General features: G+C 58.5%; 17 protein-coding genes, 1 tRNA gene and 1 pseudogene. 11 read left to right on the top strand and 8 right to left on the bottom strand.

The genetic code is table 11. The annotated features are described in order from the left end of the window. Window positions 1-48 precede the first annotated feature (48 nt). From ACOQOQ_RS04315 to ACOQOQ_RS04345, 7 genes are all read left to right on the top strand, one after another. A tRNA-Leu gene (locus tag ACOQOQ_RS04315) sits at window positions 49-135 on the top strand. A gap of 22 nt (window positions 136-157) precedes the next feature. Further along, window positions 158-769 carry a ribonuclease D gene (locus ACOQOQ_RS04320; RefSeq protein ID WP_420568907.1) on the top strand — a complete coding sequence of 204 codons (612 nt, stop codon included), beginning with the start codon at window positions 158-160 and terminating at the stop codon, window positions 767-769. A 35-nt stretch (window positions 770-804) separates the two neighbouring features. Continuing rightward, window positions 805-1410, top strand: coding sequence for an LPS export ABC transporter periplasmic protein LptC (gene lptC, locus ACOQOQ_RS04325; RefSeq protein ID WP_420568908.1), 606 nt, complete (start codon window positions 805-807; stop codon window positions 1408-1410). A gap of 10 nt (window positions 1411-1420) precedes the next feature. Further along, entirely contained in the window at window positions 1421-1897 is a 477-nt protein-coding gene (gene lptA, locus ACOQOQ_RS04330; RefSeq protein WP_420568909.1) for a lipopolysaccharide transport periplasmic protein LptA, read from the top strand. Between the two features lie 2 nt (window positions 1898-1899). Continuing rightward, window positions 1900-2658: an LPS export ABC transporter ATP-binding protein gene (gene lptB, locus ACOQOQ_RS04335; RefSeq protein ID WP_420568910.1), complete on the top strand. Its 759-nt coding sequence runs from the start codon at window positions 1900-1902 to the stop codon at window positions 2656-2658. Window positions 2659-2912: 254 nt separating this feature from the next. After that, window positions 2913-3482 (top strand): ribosome hibernation-promoting factor, HPF/YfiA family, encoded by a 570-nt coding sequence (gene hpf, locus ACOQOQ_RS04340; RefSeq protein ID WP_420568911.1) that lies wholly within the window; start codon window positions 2913-2915, stop codon window positions 3480-3482. Window positions 3483-3523: 41 nt separating this feature from the next. Further along, window positions 3524-3988, top strand: a complete 465-nt coding sequence (locus tag ACOQOQ_RS04345) for a PTS sugar transporter subunit IIA (RefSeq protein ID WP_420568912.1) — start codon at window positions 3524-3526, stop codon at window positions 3986-3988. On the opposite strand, the gene ACOQOQ_RS04350 is transcribed toward ACOQOQ_RS04345, so the two are convergent. From ACOQOQ_RS04350 to cysQ, 5 genes and pseudogenes are all read right to left on the bottom strand, one after another. After that, a complete protein-coding gene (locus tag ACOQOQ_RS04350; RefSeq protein WP_420568913.1) occupies window positions 3976-5400 on the bottom strand; it encodes a nodulation protein NodH in 1425 nt (474 codons plus the stop codon). The genes ACOQOQ_RS04345 and ACOQOQ_RS04350 overlap by 13 nt on opposite strands. 6 nt (window positions 5401-5406) lie before the next feature. Continuing rightward, a pseudogene (locus ACOQOQ_RS04355) lies at window positions 5407-7107 on the bottom strand (beta-1,6-N-acetylglucosaminyltransferase). Next, window positions 7104-8090, bottom strand: a complete 987-nt coding sequence (locus ACOQOQ_RS04360; RefSeq protein ID WP_420569730.1) for a glycosyltransferase family 2 protein — start codon at window positions 8088-8090, stop codon at window positions 7104-7106. The pseudogene ACOQOQ_RS04355 and the gene ACOQOQ_RS04360 overlap by 4 nt, the downstream one beginning before the upstream one ends. Before the next feature lie 177 nt (window positions 8091-8267). Then, window positions 8268-9290, bottom strand: coding sequence for a glycosyltransferase family 2 protein (locus tag ACOQOQ_RS04365; protein WP_420568914.1), 1023 nt, complete (start codon window positions 9288-9290; stop codon window positions 8268-8270). Window positions 9291-9390: 100 nt separating this feature from the next. Then, a complete protein-coding gene (gene cysQ / locus ACOQOQ_RS04370) occupies window positions 9391-10188 on the bottom strand; it encodes a 3'(2'),5'-bisphosphate nucleotidase CysQ (RefSeq protein ID WP_420568915.1) in 798 nt (265 codons plus the stop codon). A 136-nt stretch (window positions 10189-10324) separates the two neighbouring features. On the opposite strand from cysQ, the gene ACOQOQ_RS04375 reads away from it, so the two are divergent. After that, window positions 10325-11146, top strand: a complete 822-nt coding sequence (locus ACOQOQ_RS04375) for an ABC transporter permease (protein ID WP_420568916.1) — start codon at window positions 10325-10327, stop codon at window positions 11144-11146. Here ACOQOQ_RS04375 and ACOQOQ_RS04380 read toward each other — a convergent pair whose 3' ends face one another. Beyond that, complete coding sequence (locus ACOQOQ_RS04380) at window positions 11147-11749, bottom strand: alpha-ketoglutarate-dependent dioxygenase AlkB family protein (RefSeq protein ID WP_420568917.1); 603 nt, start codon at window positions 11747-11749, stop codon at window positions 11147-11149. It lies immediately after the preceding gene. Between the two features lie 220 nt (window positions 11750-11969). On the opposite strand from ACOQOQ_RS04380, the gene dnaK reads away from it, so the two are divergent. The 3 genes from dnaK to radC all read left to right on the top strand — a co-directional run bounded on the left by dnaK (window position 11970) and on the right by radC (window position 15920). After that, window positions 11970-13889 carry a molecular chaperone DnaK gene (gene dnaK, locus ACOQOQ_RS04385; RefSeq protein WP_420568918.1) on the top strand — a complete coding sequence of 640 codons (1920 nt, stop codon included), beginning with the start codon at window positions 11970-11972 and terminating at the stop codon, window positions 13887-13889. Between the two features lie 72 nt (window positions 13890-13961). Beyond that, complete coding sequence (gene dnaJ / locus ACOQOQ_RS04390; protein WP_420568919.1) at window positions 13962-15107, top strand: molecular chaperone DnaJ; 1146 nt, start codon at window positions 13962-13964, stop codon at window positions 15105-15107. 51 nt (window positions 15108-15158) lie between these two features. Then, entirely contained in the window at window positions 15159-15920 is a 762-nt protein-coding gene (gene radC / locus ACOQOQ_RS04395; RefSeq protein WP_420568920.1) for a RadC family protein, read from the top strand. Here the strand turns inward: radC and ACOQOQ_RS04400 are convergent, their stop codons facing one another. Further along, complete coding sequence (locus ACOQOQ_RS04400; RefSeq protein WP_420568921.1) at window positions 15921-17480, bottom strand: substrate-binding domain-containing protein; 1560 nt, start codon at window positions 17478-17480, stop codon at window positions 15921-15923. Window positions 17481-17504: 24 nt separating this feature from the next. Then, the gene (locus ACOQOQ_RS04405) at window positions 17505-18512 is read right to left on the bottom strand and encodes a hypothetical protein (RefSeq protein ID WP_420568922.1); all 1008 of its coding nucleotides are present in this window, start codon (window positions 18510-18512) and stop codon (window positions 17505-17507) included. Window positions 18513-18606 lie beyond the last annotated feature (94 nt).

Here is an 18606-nt window from a genome sequence, read left to right on the forward strand (position 1 = left end):
TCGTTGACACCACCCGACCCCACCTATAAATCGCCCTTCACGACACCTGCCCAGGTGGCGGAATTGGTAGACGCGCTAGCTTCAGGTGCTAGTGTCCGTATGGACGTGGAGGTTCGAGTCCTCTCCTGGGCACCATTCCCTCCACAGAGGGAATGAGATGACTAACCACCTATATCAAAACGATATTCCTGCCGATCTGGACCTTGGTCCGGTTGTGGCGATTGATTGCGAAACCATGGGTTTGAACCCCCATCGGGACCGTTTGTGCGTGATTCAGATGTCCGGCGGTGACGGCAATGCCCACCTGGTGCAGGTCGAAAAAGGCCAGACCGAGGCCCCGAATCTGTGTGCAATGCTTGAGAATCCCGAGGTGCTGAAGCTGTTCCACTTCGGGCGTTTCGACATCGCGGCGATGTATAATGCCTTTGGCGCCCTGACCGCGCCGGTTTACTGCACCAAGATCGCCAGCAAGCTGGTGCGCACCTATACTGACCGGCACGGGTTGAAGAATCTGCTGCAGGAATTGCTGAGCACCGACATCTCGAAGCAGCAACAAAGCAGCGACTGGGGTTCGCCCAAGCTGACCAAGGCGCAGCTGGATTACGCGGCCTCGGATGTTCTGTATCTGCACGAGCTGAAAGCCGAGCTGGACCGGATGTTGGCGCGCGAAGGTCGCACCGAGTTCGCGCAAGCGTGTTTTGACTTCTTGCCGACCCGCGCCAAACTTGACCTGGCAGGCTGGCCCGAGGTCGACATCTTCTCTCACTAAGTTCCGGCGGCATCGCGCGCAGGAGGCGTCCGACAATGGCATTTCACGAGTCCCTCTACTCGCGGCTGGTACGCGGGTTGAAGATAATCCTGCCGTTGGCTGCGCTGGTGCTGCTTTCGACCGTGTTCCTGCTGTCGCGGGGGCGGGACACGACGGATTCGATTCCCTATGCCCGCGTAGACCTGCAAGAACGCATCAACGACGGCGTGATCAACCGGCCGCATTTTTCGGGTGCGACCAGGGACGGGGACCTGATCACTTTTGTTGCGGAAACTGCCAAGCCTGATCCAGATGACAACGCCCGTGCCGAGGCAACCAAACTTGCCGCCCGCATTGACCTGACCAGCGGTACGCGCATCACCTTTGACGCGGACACCGCGTTGCTGGACACGAACCTTGGTAACGCCCATCTGACTGGCGGCGTCAGCATCAGCAGCTCGACAGGGTACTCTGTTCAAACCGAGGGGCTACGGTCCTCGATGCAAGAGATCTCGGCCGAAAGCGATGGCCCTGTTACAGGCACAGGACCCGGCGGACAGTTTGACGCCGGCAAAATGATCCTGACCACGGATAACGACACAGGTGCGGCCCATTTGCTTTTCACAAACGGGGTAAAGCTGGTATACCAACCGCAGAATTAGGAACGTCAGAATGTTTAAGCTGCGCCATATTGTTTTTTGTTTGCCCCTGCTTGCTTCGCCGGCACTGGCCAACGATGTTGCCTTTGGTTCGGCGCGCGATACGGCCGACCAACCCGTTCAGGTCAGCGCCGACAGCCTGTCCGTGAACCAAGAAGACGGCCAAGCCACTTTTCAGGGCAATGTTGCGATCTCGCAGGGGGAAATGCTGCTGTCCGCTCAGACGGTCCTGGTGACCTACAATGAGGACGGCGAGGGCATCGAAAGCTTGCTGGCCAGTGGCGGCGTGACTTTGGTTAACGGGCCCGTCGCCGCCGAGGCGCAGCAGGCTGACTATAATATCGACAAGGCCATCGTGGTGCTTACCGGCAACGTGTTGCTTACCCAGGGGCAGAACGTAATCTCGGGTGAAAAGGTGACGATCAACCTGGACTCTGGCACTGCTCAGATCGGGGGGCGTGTTCGCACCACCCTGGAGATCAAGGAATAGCCATGACGCAGCCCGACCTGAACGTGACCGAGGGCAGCTCGGGCTTGCGCGTGACGCATCTGCGAAAAAGCTATAAAAAGCGCGTCGTGATCCGTGATTTCAGCATGGAGCTGAACCGCGGCGAGGTTGTCGCCCTGCTGGGCCCCAACGGCTGCGGGAAATCGACGACGTTCTATTCGATCGCTGGGCTGGTCTATCCCGAAGGTGGCCAGGTCACGATCGACGGCCGTGATGTCACGGGCCTGCCGATGTATCGCCGGGCGAAGTTGGGGATCGGCTACTTGCCCCAGGAAATGTCCATTTTCCGCGGCCTGAACGTCGAGGACAACATCACCGCGATTCTGGATATCTCGGAAAAGAATCGCCATAAGCGCCGCGAACGCCTGGAAGAGTTGCTGAGCGAATTTTCCATCGAACACCTGCGCCGCGCGCCCGCTTTGGCCCTGTCGGGCGGTGAACGGCGCCGGGTGGAAATCGCGCGCTGCCTTGCCGCGAATCCCAAGTATCTGCTGCTGGACGAACCCTTTGCGGGCGTTGACCCGATCAGCGTGGGCGACATCCGCCATCTGGTGGCCGATCTGAAAAAACGCGGCATAGGCGTGCTGATCACCGATCACAACGTGCGGGAAACATTGGAGATCGTGGACCGTGCCTACATTCTGCATGACGGCAAGGTTCTGATGTCGGGCACGCCTTCGGACGTTGTGGAAAACGAAAACGTCCGCCGCGTCTATCTTGGGGATAACTTCCGTATATCGTAAGGATCGTGCGATATTCCGCCGAAAGCCGCACAAATATTTTCCTCTGTCCAATTGACACGGACCCTGATCCTGACCTCAAATAGGATCATGACATTTCTGGATTTTGCACCGCTGATGCTTCTGGTCTTCTTGCCAAGACCTGAACGCGAGCAAGCCAAGGAAATGTTCTCTGCCAGCATTCAGACTTAACAACATCCGGTCGCACAACGCGCACTGGAGAGTCCTGATGTGTCGAATAATAAAAAGGAGACAGGATGCGCTATCAAATCAGTGGAAAGCAGATCGATATCGGTGAAGCACTGCAAACCCATGTCAAAGACGGGCTTGGAGCCGCTGTCCAGAAGTATGCAGAGCGCCCCACGGACGCGAACGTAATCTTCTCGAAATCAGCCAATGAATACGTCTGCGAGGCGACTGTCCACCTTTCCACCGGGCTGACCGCACAGGCCAAAGCTCATGCGCATGAAATCTATGCGGCGTTCGAAAGCTGCTGCGAAAAAATGGAAAAACAGCTGCGCCGTTATAAGCGGCGCCTGAAGGACCACCATCGCGATCGGGCAGAGCCGGTTGAACTTGCCGGAGCTTCGTCCTATATCCTCGCCTCGGAAGGCACCGAAGGGGATTCGGAGCCGGAAAGCCTGCAGCCCATTATCGTGGCCGAGATGGAAACCAAGATCCCATCTCTCTCTGTCGGAGAGGCCGTGATGCAAATGGAATTGGCAGGTGCCCCGGTTCTTGTATTCCGTAACGAGACCAAAGATGGGTTGAACGTCGTGTATCGCCGCGAAGACGGCAACATCGGCTGGATCGACCCACAGCAATGATGTGATCGGGGCAAACCCGAAGCCGGAGAAACGTACCGAGTATGGAACTGTCGAGCATCCTCAAGCCTGAGGCCGTGAGAGTTATTTCTTCGGCTTCCAGTAAGAAGCGCCTGCTGCAAGAGCTGGGCGATCTTGCGTTCTCTGCATATGGTCTTAGCGCGCCCGCCACAGTCGAGGCGCTGCTGGAACGCGAAAGCCTTGGCCCCACCGGTGTGGGCCAGGGTGTCGCCCTGCCCCACGCGCGGATGCCTGATCTTAACGCTGTTCAGGGCGCTTTCGTGTTGTTGGAAAAGCCTGTTGATTTCGACTCGGTCGATCGGCAGCCCGTGGATATCGTCTTTGCCCTGTTTGCCCCTGAAGAAGCGGGTGTCGAGCATCTGAAGGCCTTGGCACTGGTGTCCAGGACGCTGCGCGAAGCCTCGCTTTGTGCCAAGCTGCGTGCCAATGCGGATGCTGCGACGCTGTACACCATCCTGACCGAAAACCATTCGGTTCAGGCAGCCTGATCCTTCCAGTTTTCAAATCCGAAGCTTACATAGTCCCGCTTGTAGACAGCGCGGACTTTCTGCTCGATCTCGTCATCGTAAATCTCTGACAGTGCAATCGGCATGTCCTGCGGAGCGGGCTGATACGCGATCTCTTTGCCGGCCAGAATGGGCAGCATTTTGGTCAGCTCGGCCTCGCGCAGCACAAAATCCGGCGCCGCAACCGCGGTAAAGCCGCGGATCACCTCGACCTGACTGGCCCAATGGGGATCCAGACGGACACTGGTCTGTCCGGCCAGATTGTCGCCCACAAAATCCAGAAATACCATGAACGCCGCGCGGTGCGCCCTGGCGTCATACCCTTCGGGGACGCCGGACTTGGGCAGGGGCAGCTTATAGACCTGCCGCAGAATTTTTCGAATGCGCGCAAAATGGCCCGGACCGTCGTTCAGGATACGCTGACAAAAGGCGTGATGCGCCCGCGCCACGGGATGACGCAGCACGGTAAAGCTGCGATGACCCGGGGTCGTTTGCCGCCAATGCCGCAAAGTCCGTTGAGAGAACCCCGATTGCAACGCGTCCAGATCGGCACTGTCTACATCGGCCAGCCATTGTACCACCTGCGCTTCGGGGCCGGCGGGGATAGGAAGGAACAAAAGAGGCGCCTGTGCCGCTGCCACATAACCGGGCACTGCGGCGCCACGGCGAGGTTCGAAATTCGGGGTTCGCGTCAGGTTGAAACGGTCCAGCCCCTCAAGAGCAGTCTCCATTTCGTCGAAATTTTCGACCTTGGCAGACAGAGGTTGGGGGTTTTGCTTTTTCAGCTTGGAATCCAACGCGTCAAGCCGTTGATCCACACCTAACCACTGAGCCAATCCGTTAAGCACCTCAAGGCTCTGAAGATCCTCGTAATCGACATAGAACCCAGTCTGACCAGTCACTTGCAGCGCGTTCAGTACCTTGATCTGAAACTGCTGCAACGCTGACAGGTGCTGCTCGAACTCGGGCGCTGCGAACACGGCCGAGCCTTCTTTGCGGCGCTTCATATTCGTCAGCTTCCACTGGCCGGTCGATTGGGCGATTTTCCAGCTGACATAGCTTTCGGCCGGGTTGCGCGTCAGGATGATCTTGGCGCAGCGCGGATCGCTTAGCAGTCGGTCAATCACCCGCGGATCATGGTCGTGAAAGAACCGAAACCCGCCCAAAGCACCCGCCTGATCGCGGATCGTGTTGATCAGATGATCGGGATTATCTTCACGCTCGGCCTGCGTGACCCCCAAAATGTCCTCGGCGTTGGGATAGCCAATAAAGGCCGGGTTGAACGCCTCGCCATGGCAACTGATGCCGTCAAAAGCGTTCAGGTTCGCCTCGAGGAAGTTCGAGCCCGTCCGCATTTCAGCCAGAACAACAAAGTAATCAAAGTTTCCACTCATGGGGCCTCAGCGAACAAGATAGGGCTTGGGGTTTTGGGGATTAGGGCGGATCGGGTCCTGCTCGACCGGGAAATCGCCCATCAGATAGGGGTGCATCCCCTGGTTCTTCAGGTTTTGCAGGAACTGCCCAAACCCGTCCAGATCGGCCATATGCGGCGCTTCGGTCAGGCGGGTCATGCGTTTCAGGCCTATTTCGTCGATGATGCTTTGCAGCGCCTCCATCGGGGCATCGATGAACTCGGCCATGGTCCAGATGCGGATGCGCGCCTTTGTATAGGGCGAACGGAGCACATTCAGAAACTCGGCCTCGACCTTTTGTAGCTTTGCGGCTTCGGCCCGCAGTTCGGAAAAGTTGCGGTTCGAGCCAAACAACGGCACCGCCCAAGCCCCCGAAATCACCGAAATATGGGCGTTCGGGTCCTTGGCCAGAAACCAGCTGACGTCCTGGACGTCAGTCGGCCCGTACTGAAAACACTGCCGTTCGCCGCGGGTATTCCAGATCATGTTGCGCACAAAACCTGCGGGATCGTTATCCCGAATGGCGGCGCTGTCGGACAGCGCTCCGTTCATCGTGGTCTGGCCATCCGCGAAGTCCGCGCGGTCCGGGGCGAACAGATGGCCATGCACCCGAGCCTCGGTCGCCTTGGCAAGTCAGGGTTCGAAATCCACGAACAGGTCGGAAAACCCCTGGAAAACCGAGTATTTTCCAGAGGTAACGCCGTTCTCCCAACCTTCGCGTGGCACCCGGCTTTGCATCACAAGGCCCGGGCGGCCGCGCGTCCGGCGATCCACGGCCTTGGAAAAGATACGGTCGATCTTGCTGGGTTGCGGTTCAGCCATTGGGCCATTCCCCGGCGCATCGCTTAGGAACGCGCGATAAAGCCGATCCGCATGGGGCCAGATCTTACGCGCGACAAAACAATCCGAGCGGCGCAGTAACTGCAGGTGATCGTCATAGAAAATATGCGGCTTACCCTGGAAATCGAACTTGGACAGGGTCAACGAGCGGCTCTCGATATTCGAGGAATAAAGCCGAGCCAGCGTCTGGAAATAGCTTTCATCGGGAATCCAGACTTTCTCGAAGTACCTGTCATAATCGGGCCGGTCAGGGTCGTCGAGGATGGCCGAAAGGGTCTGGCGGGTCAGGCACCACCATTGGCTGCCCATGTGTGGCGTGATCCCCTTGGGAATCCGGCGCTTCATACCCAGGCGGCGTTGCAGACGGACATATCCGTCAAAAAGCCGGCGCTGTTTTTTCCAGGAAAACGGAAAGCGCAGGGTAAAGCGTTCGTGGTCCAGCCCGCCTACTGTCCAAGGCACGTCGGCGGTGGTGGCGCTTTCGATAAAATCAGTGCGCGGGCGCGCATCGAGGTACTCGATCAAATCTGCTACCGGGCGCAACGGCAGGCACGACCCCGACGTCAGATAGACATGTCGCACATCCGGATAACGCCCCAGAATCAACCCCGCCGCTGATTGCGAGGCCGCAACTAGCCCCCAGGTGCCCCATTCGCAGTCATGACGCGGGCTGAAGCTGACATCGGGCAAATCCTTCATGGATTTAACGAAGGCATTATAGGTGCGTCGCCCCACTTTGGCGTCCACATGGATCATCACCGGGCATCCGGCGGCGGCCCAATGACGGGCGACCTGCTCGGCCCGGCCAAGGGCGTCGTGGACCAACATGACGATGCCCAGCGTGCTCATGCCCAGTTCCCCTTGGACATGAGGCCCAAAATCTCCAGCTGGCGCCAGTTGATGTATTTTTCAGACCAACGACACCACAAATCGGGGTTGGCGCGCAGACGCTCGGCATAGGCCTTGTATTCGACGCTGGCCGCGTAGTGCTGGCCGCGATCCAGTTCTTCTGCGGCCTTGTTGGGGAATGTATCCAGGAACTTGGTATGGAGCAGCATCCCGCTGGCCATCTCGCCGCCCGATTCATCATAAACCCTGTTCAGACCGCGCGGCAGCAGCATATGAGTCGAGCTGACATAGGCGTATTTGCGGTTCCATTTAACCAGGGGAATCTTGTTCAGTGCTGGCGCCTGAAAGGGATCATCAGCAAAAAACATACGCTGTCGCGGCCCGCCCTGAATCCACAGATTGTTGTAATACGCGTTCTTTTTGTAGCTGTAATTGCCCGAGTCGAACCAAGAAGCGATCTCAAGCGGGTTCTGCCCCTCGGCATATGGTTGCTGGTCGATGCGGCCCTTTGGGTACATGTCCAGCAACATCGCCGAAAACTGCCGGATCGAGGAATTGTCCAGCCAATCGGTCAGTGCGCGGATCGGGCGGGTGTCGCAGAACGGATAGATAAAGAACTCGTCCGGGTCGACCACCAGCACCCAGTGGCCATGCGCATATTTGCGCTTCAGATAGTTCATCCAATCCACGCCGAACGTCGCGCGTTTATAACTTGCCTCGGTGTACCAAACCGACACATCCGGCATGTCATGCAGATATTTCGCCGTTCCGTCCGTCGATCCATTGTCAACGAACAGGAAATGATTGATCCCCATCTTGCGATAGTAGTCCAGGAAATAGGGCAGCCGGATTTTTTCATTCCGCATGGTGCAAACCAGCAGGATATCCCCGTTTCGAATACGTTGAGTGTTGTCCTGAACCGCCCGCAGTTCTCGCGATTTTCTGATCGAGCGTATGATCGCACGCTTGCGCCGTAACCGCAGCCGATATGAATCCCGCCAGCCCAAATTACTCTACCTCAAATCCCCGGTCACAGGCACGGTCCCAAGGTCCGATGCCGCTAAGCGCTTTGTTTTGATCAATATGTCATGAACCCAAAGCGGTGCCAACATATATGGAATCGGTTGCCGCTTGGTTTCCAAATTCTACGTACGAGTGATTTAATCCTGCCAATCGATCGAGGGCATCAGCCCCAATTCCACCAGCTGCCCAGCGCCTTGATATTGCAGCGATTGCTCGCTCCACAGATCCGGGGCTTGGGTCAGGGCATCATAGTATCCCTCCATTTCCTCGGGTCGGGCAAAATGTTGGCCACGTGACTTTTCAATTGCCGATTTGGAAACAATCTCGGGCAGAAACTTGGTATGTAGCAACACCCCTGCAGGCGCCGTTTCCCCCGGCCCGGAATAAAGCGCGTTCAGCCGGGGCGGCAGAGCCGAATGGGTCGAGTTCACATAGGTATAGCGCCGGTGCCACTTCATCAGTGGCAGTTTGTTCAACGTCGGAGATTTGCGCGGCTCGGTGGCGAAAAACACCCGTTCGCGCACGCCGCCTTGTAGCCACAGATTACCCATGGGGGTCTGCCGTTCGGCGCGATAGGGGCCGGGGTCAAACCACTCCAAAATCTCCATCGGGTCTTGGCCGGGAACATACGCCGGACGCTCTAACGCTCCTTTGGGATAGGGCTCCAGCATCAGCGCACCAAAGCCAACGCGGCCCTGCCGATCCAGCAATACCGTCAGGTCGCGCAGATCGTGACGTTCGTGCCCGTCATAGACCAGCAGCTCGTCCGCGTCGGCCATCAGGCACCAATGCCGGTGGCAGTACCGGATCTGCAGCCAGGTCAGCCAATCCAGCCCAAAGCGCGATGCACGATAGCTGCGCTGCGTCTGCCAGACTGAGGTGTCCTGCTGCTGCGCCAGATACTCGGCGCTACCATCATCGCTGCCGTTGTCGACGAACAGAAAATGCGAGACCCCGCGAGCGCGGTAATACTCCAGAAAATAAGGCAGGCGCGAAGCCTCGTTGCGTTGAACCGAGACCAGCAGCAAATCGTCTGGCCGGATCGCCTGAGTGCGGTTCACAACGATGCTAAGCTGATGCCGGGCCTGAAACGCGCGCCACAGCAGCCTGCGCCGCCAAAGCCGCATCAGGTAGGCGCCCCAAAGGGATCTGTCCGGCATCTGCAAATCCCGATCTGTCATTGTCCCACGAAAAAGCCCCCAAAGCCTGCGCCTTGGGGGCCACATTGCGAGGGAACCCTCGCGATTTCAAGCGTATGGATCAGGCTTCTTTCAGCGCGACGCTGGGGGAATAGGCAATAAAGAACGGGTTTGCGTATCCCTCTTTGCCATAGACCAGCGGGCTGTGATCATCAAAGCGCACAACCTTGCCGCCTGCGCCATGCAGAACGGCGTGACCTGCGGCGGTGTCCCATTCCATCGTACGGCCCACGCGCGGATAGATGTCAGCCTCGCCCGTGGCGACCAGGCAGAACTTCAGAGACGAGCCCGCGCTTTTGGAATCGGCCACAGCGTATTTGTTGATGTAGTCATCCGTCGCCTGATCGCGGTGCGATTTCGACGCGACAACCAGCAGGGCCGAGTTATCCGCATCCGACACCTTGATCGCGGTGGTCGCGCCCATGGCATCCTTGGCAAAATCTCCGGCCTCTTCGACCGAAGAGCCGTCTGCCAGCGTCAGGAACATACGGTTTTTGGCGGGCGCATAGACCACACCCCGGGTCGGCACACCGTTTTCGACATAGGCAATGTTCACAGTGAAATCACCGCGACGATGGACAAACTCTTTGGTGCCGTCCAGCGGGTCGACGATCAGGAAAGTGTCGGCCTTTTCGCTGTGGCTGTCGGCCTGTTCTTCGGTGATCAACGTCACGCCGGGAAACTCAGCGCGCAATCCGGCCGAGATCAGCGCGTCAGCGGCTTCGTCCGCCTCGGTTACGGGGCTTTCATCGGATTTGGTTTTCACCTCGAATTCATCGGAATTGTAGATTTCCATGATCTTGTCACCGGCCTCCAGGGCCAAACGGCGCATAACGACGGTAAGTTTTTCGTAATCCAAGGTCTTTTCCTACACAAAAAACCGGCAACAATGCCGGCGAGTTGATTGGTTCTGCGCTTCCCCTTATGATGGTCGGGTAACGGGACGGCAAGATTTCCATGCAAAGAATCCACTGAATCGGCAGGACGGCACAGAAATGTTCCAACAAAGCAGGCGAAACTCGAACTTCGGGTCGGCAATCACGATTGCCGGGCTGACGTATCATTCTATCGCTCGCAGCATCCGAAAAACCCATCGCAACGCTTTCATGTCGATCGCGATGAACATGTTGCAAGTCGTCATTTTCGTGATGACCTTCTATGTCATGTTTTCGGTTCTTGGGCTGCGCAGCACGGCGTTGCGCGGTGATTTTCTGCTGTACCTGATGTCAGGCGTCTTCCTGTACATGACCCAGATTAAGACCATCGGGGCCGTTGTCGGATCCGAGGGGCCGACCTCGCCGATGATGAAGCACGCGCCGATGAACACGGTGATCGCCATCGCCTCGTCTGCGCTGAGCGCGCTTTATATCCAGGTGCTGTCGTTGGTGGTGATCCTGTCTGTCTATTACGTCGGGTTCAAGCATTTCACCATTGAACAACCGATAAACGCCTTCGGGATGATCCTGTTGGCATGGTTTTCCGGGCTGGGGATCGGCATGGTTTTGCTGGCCGCCAAGCCTTGGTTCCCGACCCCCGTGCGCATCATCACCATGGTGTATCAGCGTGCGAACATGATCGCCTCGGGCAAGATGTTCGTGGCCAACACGCTGCCGCCTTTCATGCTGAAACTGTTCGACTGGAACCCGCTGTTTCACTGTATCGACCAGTCGCGCGGCTTTGTGTTCATCAACTATTTTCCACGCAACACCTCGGCGATGTACCCGTTCTATTTCGGGCTGGTTTTCCTGATGATTGGCCTGATGGGCGAGTTCTATACACGCCGCCACAGCAGTGCCAGCTGGGGTGCGCGTCGCTGATCAGGTGACGACGCGGCAGGTCAGGTTGATCCGCCCTCCCTTGGCCAGCAAGCTGCTGGAGCCCGGTCTGATCCGATCCACCCCGTGGTAAACCAGCCGCGCCTCGCCGCCGATTACGGCCACGTCTCCGGACCTCAACCAGATGCTTTCGGTCTTGCCGCCGCGGGTCCGGTTGCCAATGCGAAACAGCGCGTCATCCCCCAACGAGACTGACAGAACCGGCCATGAGAAATCCGCCTCGTCCCGGTCCTGATGCATCCCCATCCGCGCTTTTTCTTTGTAGAAATTGATCAGGCAACAGTCTGGGTCACGTTCCGCGCTGACCAGTTGTCGCCACAGGTTCAGGACACCAACGGGTATCGACGGCCAAGCCTGCCCATTCGGGTGGCGATCCCGATAGCGATAGCCTGACCTGTCCGAATACCACCCAAACCGCCCGGCCGAGGTCATCTGAACGCTCATTGGCTTGCCATAGGGCGTCATGGGCGAAAACAGCGGGGCTTGGCGAGTTACCTCGCGCAATGCGGCGACCAGGGTCTTCTGGGCCTCGGGGCTCAATGCGCCCTGGATGATCTGCACCCCTCGGATGGAAATTTCCGACATTCTTGTCCCCATCAACTCATTTCTAACCGCTTTAGGAGAAATTCACGCGGAATCACGGGCTCCACCGTACTCAGACGCTTGCAGGGGTCAAAGCCCCTCCTTATATACGCCGAGAAGCGCGGTGAACCCAATCCGGATCACCGCAAAACAGGATCGGGGCAGGATGCCATAACGGGTCCACGTCTCGTGTCATCGCCTTGAATGTGAAGGGATCGAAAACATGGCTAAAGTCATTGGTATTGACCTTGGTACCACCAACAGCTGCGTCGCAATCATGGACGGCGCCCAACCCAAAGTAATCGAAAACTCCGAGGGTGCTCGCACCACTCCGTCGATCGTTGCTTTTACAGACAACGAGCGTCTGGTCGGCCAGCCTGCAAAACGCCAGGCCGTCACCAACGCCACCAACACCGTGTTCGGTGTGAAGCGCCTGATTGGTCGTCGCGCGGACGACCCGTATCTGGCCAAGGACAAGAAAAACATGCCGTTCAACGTCATCGACGGCGGCAACGGCGACGCATGGGTCGAAGCTCAGGGTGAGAAATACTCCCCCAGCCAGATTTCTGCGTTCATCCTGGGCAAGATGAAGGAAACGGCAGAATCCTACCTGGGTGAAGACGTCACTCAGGCGGTGATCACCGTTCCTGCCTACTTCAACGATGCTCAGCGTCAGGCCACCAAGGACGCCGGTAAGATCGCCGGCCTGGAAGTCCTGCGGATCATCAACGAACCGACCGCAGCCGCGCTGGCCTATGGTCTGGACAAAGAAGACACCCACACCATTGCGGTCTATGACCTGGGTGGTGGTACCTTCGACGTGACCATTCTGGAGATTGACGACGGCCTGTTCGAAGTTAAATCGACCAACGGCGACACCTTCCTGGGTGGTGAAGACTTTGACATGCGCATCGTCAACTACCTGGCGGACGAGTTCAAAAAAGAACACGGCGCCGACCTGACCAAGGACAAGATGGCCCTGCAGCGTCTGAAAGAAGCCGCTGAGAAAGCCAAGATCGAGCTGTCCTCGAGCCAGCAAACCGAGATCAACCAGCCGTTTATCGCGATGGACCCGAACTCGGGCACACCGCTGCACCTGGTGATGAAGCTGACCCGTTCCAAACTGGAATCGCTGGTCAGTGACCTGATCAAAGCTTCGATCAAGCCCTGCCAGGCCGCACTGAAAGACGCGGGCCTGACCACCGGCGACATCGACGAGGTTGTTCTGGTCGGCGGTATGACCCGTATGCCCAAAGTCATCGAAGAGGTGACCAAGTTCTTCGGTAAAGAGCCCCACAAGGGTGTGAACCCCGACGAAGTGGTCGCCATGGGCGCCGCCATTCAGGCCGGTGTTCTGCAGGGTGACGTGAAAGACGTGGTTCTGCTGGACGTGACCCCGCTGTCGCTGGGTATCGAAACCCTGGGCGGTGTGTTCACCCGCCTGATCGACCGCAACACCACGATCCCGACCAAGAAGTCTCAGGTCTTCTCGACCGCCGAAGACAACCAGTCGGCCGTGACCTTGCGTGTATTCCAGGGCGAGCGTGAGATGGCTGCAGACAACAAGCTGCTGGGCCAGTTCAACCTGGAAGACATCCCGCCAGCGCCGCGTGGCATGCCCCAGATCGAAGTGACCTTTGACATCGACGCCAACGGCATCGTGTCGGTGGCCGCCAAGGACAAAGGCACCGGCAAAGAACAGTCGATCACCATCCAGGCCTCGGGCGGCCTGTCCGACGCGGACATCGAAGCCATGGTTAAGGACGCCGAAGCCAACGCCGAAGCCGACAAAGAGCGCAAGGAACTGGTCGAAGCACGCAACCAGGCCGAAAGCCTGATCCACTCGACCGAAAAGTCGATGGAAGAGCACAGCGACAAGGTGGACCCGACCACGATCGAAGCGATCGAGTTGGCCATCGCCGCGCTGAAGGACGACCTGGAAAAAGACGACGCCTCCGCCGAGAAGATCAAGTCCGGCGTCCAGAACGTGACCGAAGCGGCCATGAAACTGGGCGAGGCGATCTATAAGGCCACCCAGGACGAACCCGTTGACGAGCCCGCTGCTGCTGACGAAGCAGGCGGCCCCGATGACGACATCGTCGATGCTGACTTCGAAGACCTGGGCGACGACAAGCGTTCGTAAGAATCCGTCGGAACCATATGGGGCCGGTCCTGACCGGGCCGGCCCTTTTCGTTCCTGAAAGGGGAATACCCAATGTCAAAACGTGATTATTACGATGTGCTTGGCGCATCCAAGGGTGCCTCTGCCGACGAACTGAAAAAAGCCTATCGCAAGAAGGCCAAAGAGCTGCACCCCGACCGGAACGCGGACAACCCCGACGCCGAGGCTCAGTTCAAAGAGGTCAACGAGGCTTATGAATGCCTCAAGGACCCCGAAAAGAAGGCAGCCTATGACCGCTATGGTCACGCGGCCTTTGAAAACGGCATGGGCGGCGGCCCGCGCGGCGGACATCCAGGCCAGGGTGATTTCGGCAGCGCGTTCTCGGACGTGTTCGACGACCTGTTCGGCGACTTCATGGGTGGCCGTGGTGGCGGCGGCGGTCGCAACCGTGCCGCGCGCGGGGCCGACCTGCGCTATAACCTGCGGGTCTCGTTGGAAGAGGCGTTCACCGGCGCGCAGAAAACCATCAAGGTGCCCAGTACCGTTGCCTGTGAGTCCTGCGATGGCTCGGGCGCCGAAGGTGGCGCGGAACCCACCACCTGCCCGACCTGTTCGGGCATGGGTAAAGTGCGCGCTCAGCAGGGGTTCTTTACGGTCGAACGTACCTGCCCGACCTGTTCGGGCATGGGGCAGATCATCCAGAACCCGTGTAAATCCTGTGGCGGTCATGGCCGTGTTCAAAAAGAGCGTACGCTAAGCGTCAATATCCCTGCTGGCGTTGAAACCGGCACCCGTATCCGCCTGTCCGGCGAAGGCGAGGCCGGGCTGCGTGGCGGACCGACGGGCGATCTGTACATCTTTATCGACGTCGCCCGGCACGAGCTGTTCGAACGCGAGGATGTGAACCTGTTCTGCCGCGTCCCCGTCAGCATGGCGACTGCCGCCCTGGGTGGCGATATCGAAGTGCCGACGATCGACGGTGGCCGCAGCCGCGTGAAGATCCCATCTGGCAGTCAGGCTGGCCGGCAGATGCGTCTGCGTGGCAAGGGCATGCCCGCCCTGCGCGGCGCTGGTTCGGGGGACATGTTCATCGAACTGGCGGTGGAAACTCCCGTGAACCTTAGCTCTAAGCAGAAAGAACTGCTGCGAGAGTTCGAGCAGCTGGGCAAGGATAACAACCCTGAAAGCAACAGCTTTTTCAACAAGGTAAAGGGTTTCTGGGACAGCATGAAAAGCTGACCTCAGAAAGTCGTTAACCAATCTGTAAGCGAATCGGCGGAGCTTGGGCATATGTCTCAGCTCCGCTCTTCTTTTCAGGAAATGCCTGGCCTTTTCTCCTTTGATCAGGACGAGGCACCCGTGCCGGAAAAAGGCAAGCAGCCCAGCTATATCCGGGATCACCGAAAACGTCTGCGTGGCCGGTTCATGGATGGCGGCGCTACCGCCCTGCCCGACTACGAACTGCTGGAACTGGTCCTGTTCCGCGCCATTCCACGCTGCGATGTAAAACCCTTGGCCCGCGCCTTGCTGGAACAGTTCGGCGACTTCAACGGGGTGCTGTCAGCCCCACCGGCGCGGTTGGCGCAAGTTCCTGGCGTGGGCGAGGCCGTAATTTGCGAGCTTAAGATCGTCGAAGCTGCCGCCCAACGTCTGTCCCGCGCGCGAATTCTGCGCAAACAGGTGATATCCAGCTGGGATGCGCTGCTGGATTACTGCCACACCACCATGGCCCACCGCGAGACCGAGCAATTCCGCATCCTGTTCCTGGACCGCAAAAACGTGCTGATCGCCGACGAAGATCAAGCCCGCGGCACCGTCGACCACGTGCCTGTTTACCCGCGCGAGGTCGTGAAGCGAACCCTCGAACTGAATGCGTCAGCGCTCATTCTGGTGCACAATCATCCCTCGGGTGATCCGACCCCGTCCGACGCTGACATCTCTATGACCGAACAGATAAATGCTGCCTGCCAGACCATGGGCATCACCCTGCACGATCATCTGATCATCGGTCGCTCGCGCGAGCTGAGCTTTCGCGCCCAGGGGCTTTTGTGATTACTGCACCCAAACCTCGACCCGGCGATTGACCTGACGCCCCCAGGCGCTGTCGTCGCACGCCATGGGCATCGCCTCGCCAAAGGCATCGACATCCAGTTTCAACCGATCAAAGCTGGCTGTCTCGGCAGTGGTTTGCACGGCTGTGCGCACGGCCTCGGCCCGGCGCAGCGCGATCCCCAGATTGGCCGAGGCCAGCCCCTCGCCATCACTGAAGCCAACAAACATCAAGCGGCGCCCATCATATTGCCCCGCCTCAATTTCCTGCGCCAGTTGCGCCACATTTGAACGGGACTGCGCATCCAGACGGATCGAGCCTGCCTCGAACCGGAAAGTCGTCGTCAACCGTTTCATCGGTCGCAACACCTGCACCATTCGCTGCAGATCGTCCAACGAGACCTCTTTTCCGGCCTGTGCGATGGCATTGGCAAAACGGTTGCCCTGAATATCGATCGGGACAAGCTCGGGTGCCTGGTCAATATAGCCCGCGCGCCGGATCACCAGCTGCGCGGACAGACTGCGCGTGAAGGTCAGGAAATCTCGCGCCAGTTTCGGCAATCGCCGCGCGGGGACATATAGAAACACCGGCGCCGTCAGGGGATAATCCTCGGTCTTGACCGAGTTTCGCTCGGCCGGAACAAGAAAACCACATTTCCCACTTAGCGGAACCGCCTTCACCCCAAGCGTTCCCGAGTTGCTGGCCAGCCCCAATCCAAACGGATCCCTCGCAATTGCCTGAACCAGCGTCAGGTTGTTCGGATGCCGCAAAGCTACGGCCGCAATCCCCGCACCGACCGGGGTCAAAAGCCGGTCAGTCGCCGCCTGCCCCAACCCGGATTTGTCATCCAGCATATGCACGTTGATCGGCGCATCTGGTCCGCCAAGCTCTTGCCAATTCGTGATTTTTCCAGAAATGACTCGCGACAGCATGGTCGTGGTGATGCTGCCCAACGGATTGTCTGTGGCCACGACGGGCACAAATGCATCCAGCGCCAGCACACGGCTGCGCCCGGCGGCGTTCAGATCGCCCAGACCGGCCTCTTGCGCCAGCTTGGCCTCGTTCACACGCACCTCGCGCTGAGACATCACGATGTCTGCCTGGTCCGCCAGAAGGTCCGCAAACCCGTCGTCGGTGTTGGTCGAACGAACAGCAAACACGCCCATTACCTTGTCAGACTCGGGGTCGGCAAAGATATAGACCCGTTCGGTCGGCGCCGTGTCCTCGTGGGTCAGCTTCAGGCCCGAGCTTTGGGCAAAGGTTTCGATCAGCGCCGGCAGCAGCACCCGCCCAACCGAGGCCTCGCCGGACAGCGTCAGCTCGGCGATGTAGTCCTCAAGGTTCGGGCAGCCCGGCCCCTCGCATCGCACGCTGGAACCATCCACCGTCAGCTCGCCATAGATCGTATCAAGACGGTAATATTCGCCGTCAAATCCACGCAGAGCGCCGCTGATCTCGACCTTTCCATCAGGCGAGATCAGGGTCACATCCTGCGCCCATGCGGCAGGTAGCCCGAGAAAAACAAAAAGTGCGGTGAAAATCACCGCACGGACCCCGTTCATTGTTGCGTGTCCTGAATCAACCAATCATTTGGCTGCGACTTTCAGGTCTTCCAGCACGTTTTTCAACACCAGAAAGTCACCAATCGCGTCACAATCGGGCATCGTCAGCTGCAATTCCTGCACACGGGGCACACTTGCCTCGGAAATCTGCAGGGACTGCGCCGAGATTTCGCGGCCGCAAGTGGCATCGGTAACCTCGGCCTCGATTTCAAGCTGGATATCTCCAACCCGCGAGGTCGTCCCCGAGGGGAAGGTGTAGACCTGCGCCTGCATGCCCTCGGGCAATGCGGGATCGCCAATCAGGCTAAGAAAACCGCTTTCGCCGTGGATGGTTTTTTCCAGATCACCGGTGTGCTGATCCCAGATATGCCCGTCTTCGCCAAACTGGGCGCCAAATTCCAGCGCGTGCAGATGCAGGCTGGCGACGCCCTGCCATTGCACCACCGCCCGATCATAGAACCGCAGCGAGGGCACCTGAACCGTCGTAATTGCACTGTTATCCTGGCCAAAATCTGCAATGAATACAGAGGTTTCGGACAGGGCCGGCATTGTCAGGAACAGCTCGCCTTGGTCGTCGGTCATCTCGGTGATCATCAGCCCGTTGTGGTGCAGCGTCACGCGGGTGCCCGGCAGACAGGCCGAGCGGATTTCAATATTCACCATGGCAGCGATGGTCGGTTCAGCCGTCATCTCGATCGAGCAGCTAAAGCCGCCCTGAACCTCGACGGGCTGGGGCACGACGATTTCCTTTTCGGTCACGGCCACACGTTGGATGCCCTGCGAGGGCATGTTCAGCTCTTGAAAGATATCCGCAGGGATTTCCGGCAGGGGCGAGGCCGTCAACTCGACATTTCTCAGATCGCTTTGAGGGGCGGGCTGCGGATCAGCTGGCGGCATTGCGGCCACCAGGATCGGCGAGGGCATGATATTGGACGAAACGGTCGGCGCGCTATTTTCCATGAAATAGCCCGATCCGATCGCAACAGCGACGGCGCCAAAGCTTAGCGCAATACTGGATGCTCGTTTGACCATGTTTGCCTCCAACCCACTTCAGGTTGGAAGCAAATGTCGCCCGCAAAAGTGGCGCGTATAAGGCGCCGTCAGGGAACCATTCGGGCCATTTTCA

This window comes from Thalassovita sp., from assembly GCF_965218685.1.
Taxonomy (GTDB): Bacteria; Pseudomonadota; Alphaproteobacteria; order Rhodobacterales; family Rhodobacteraceae; genus Thalassobius.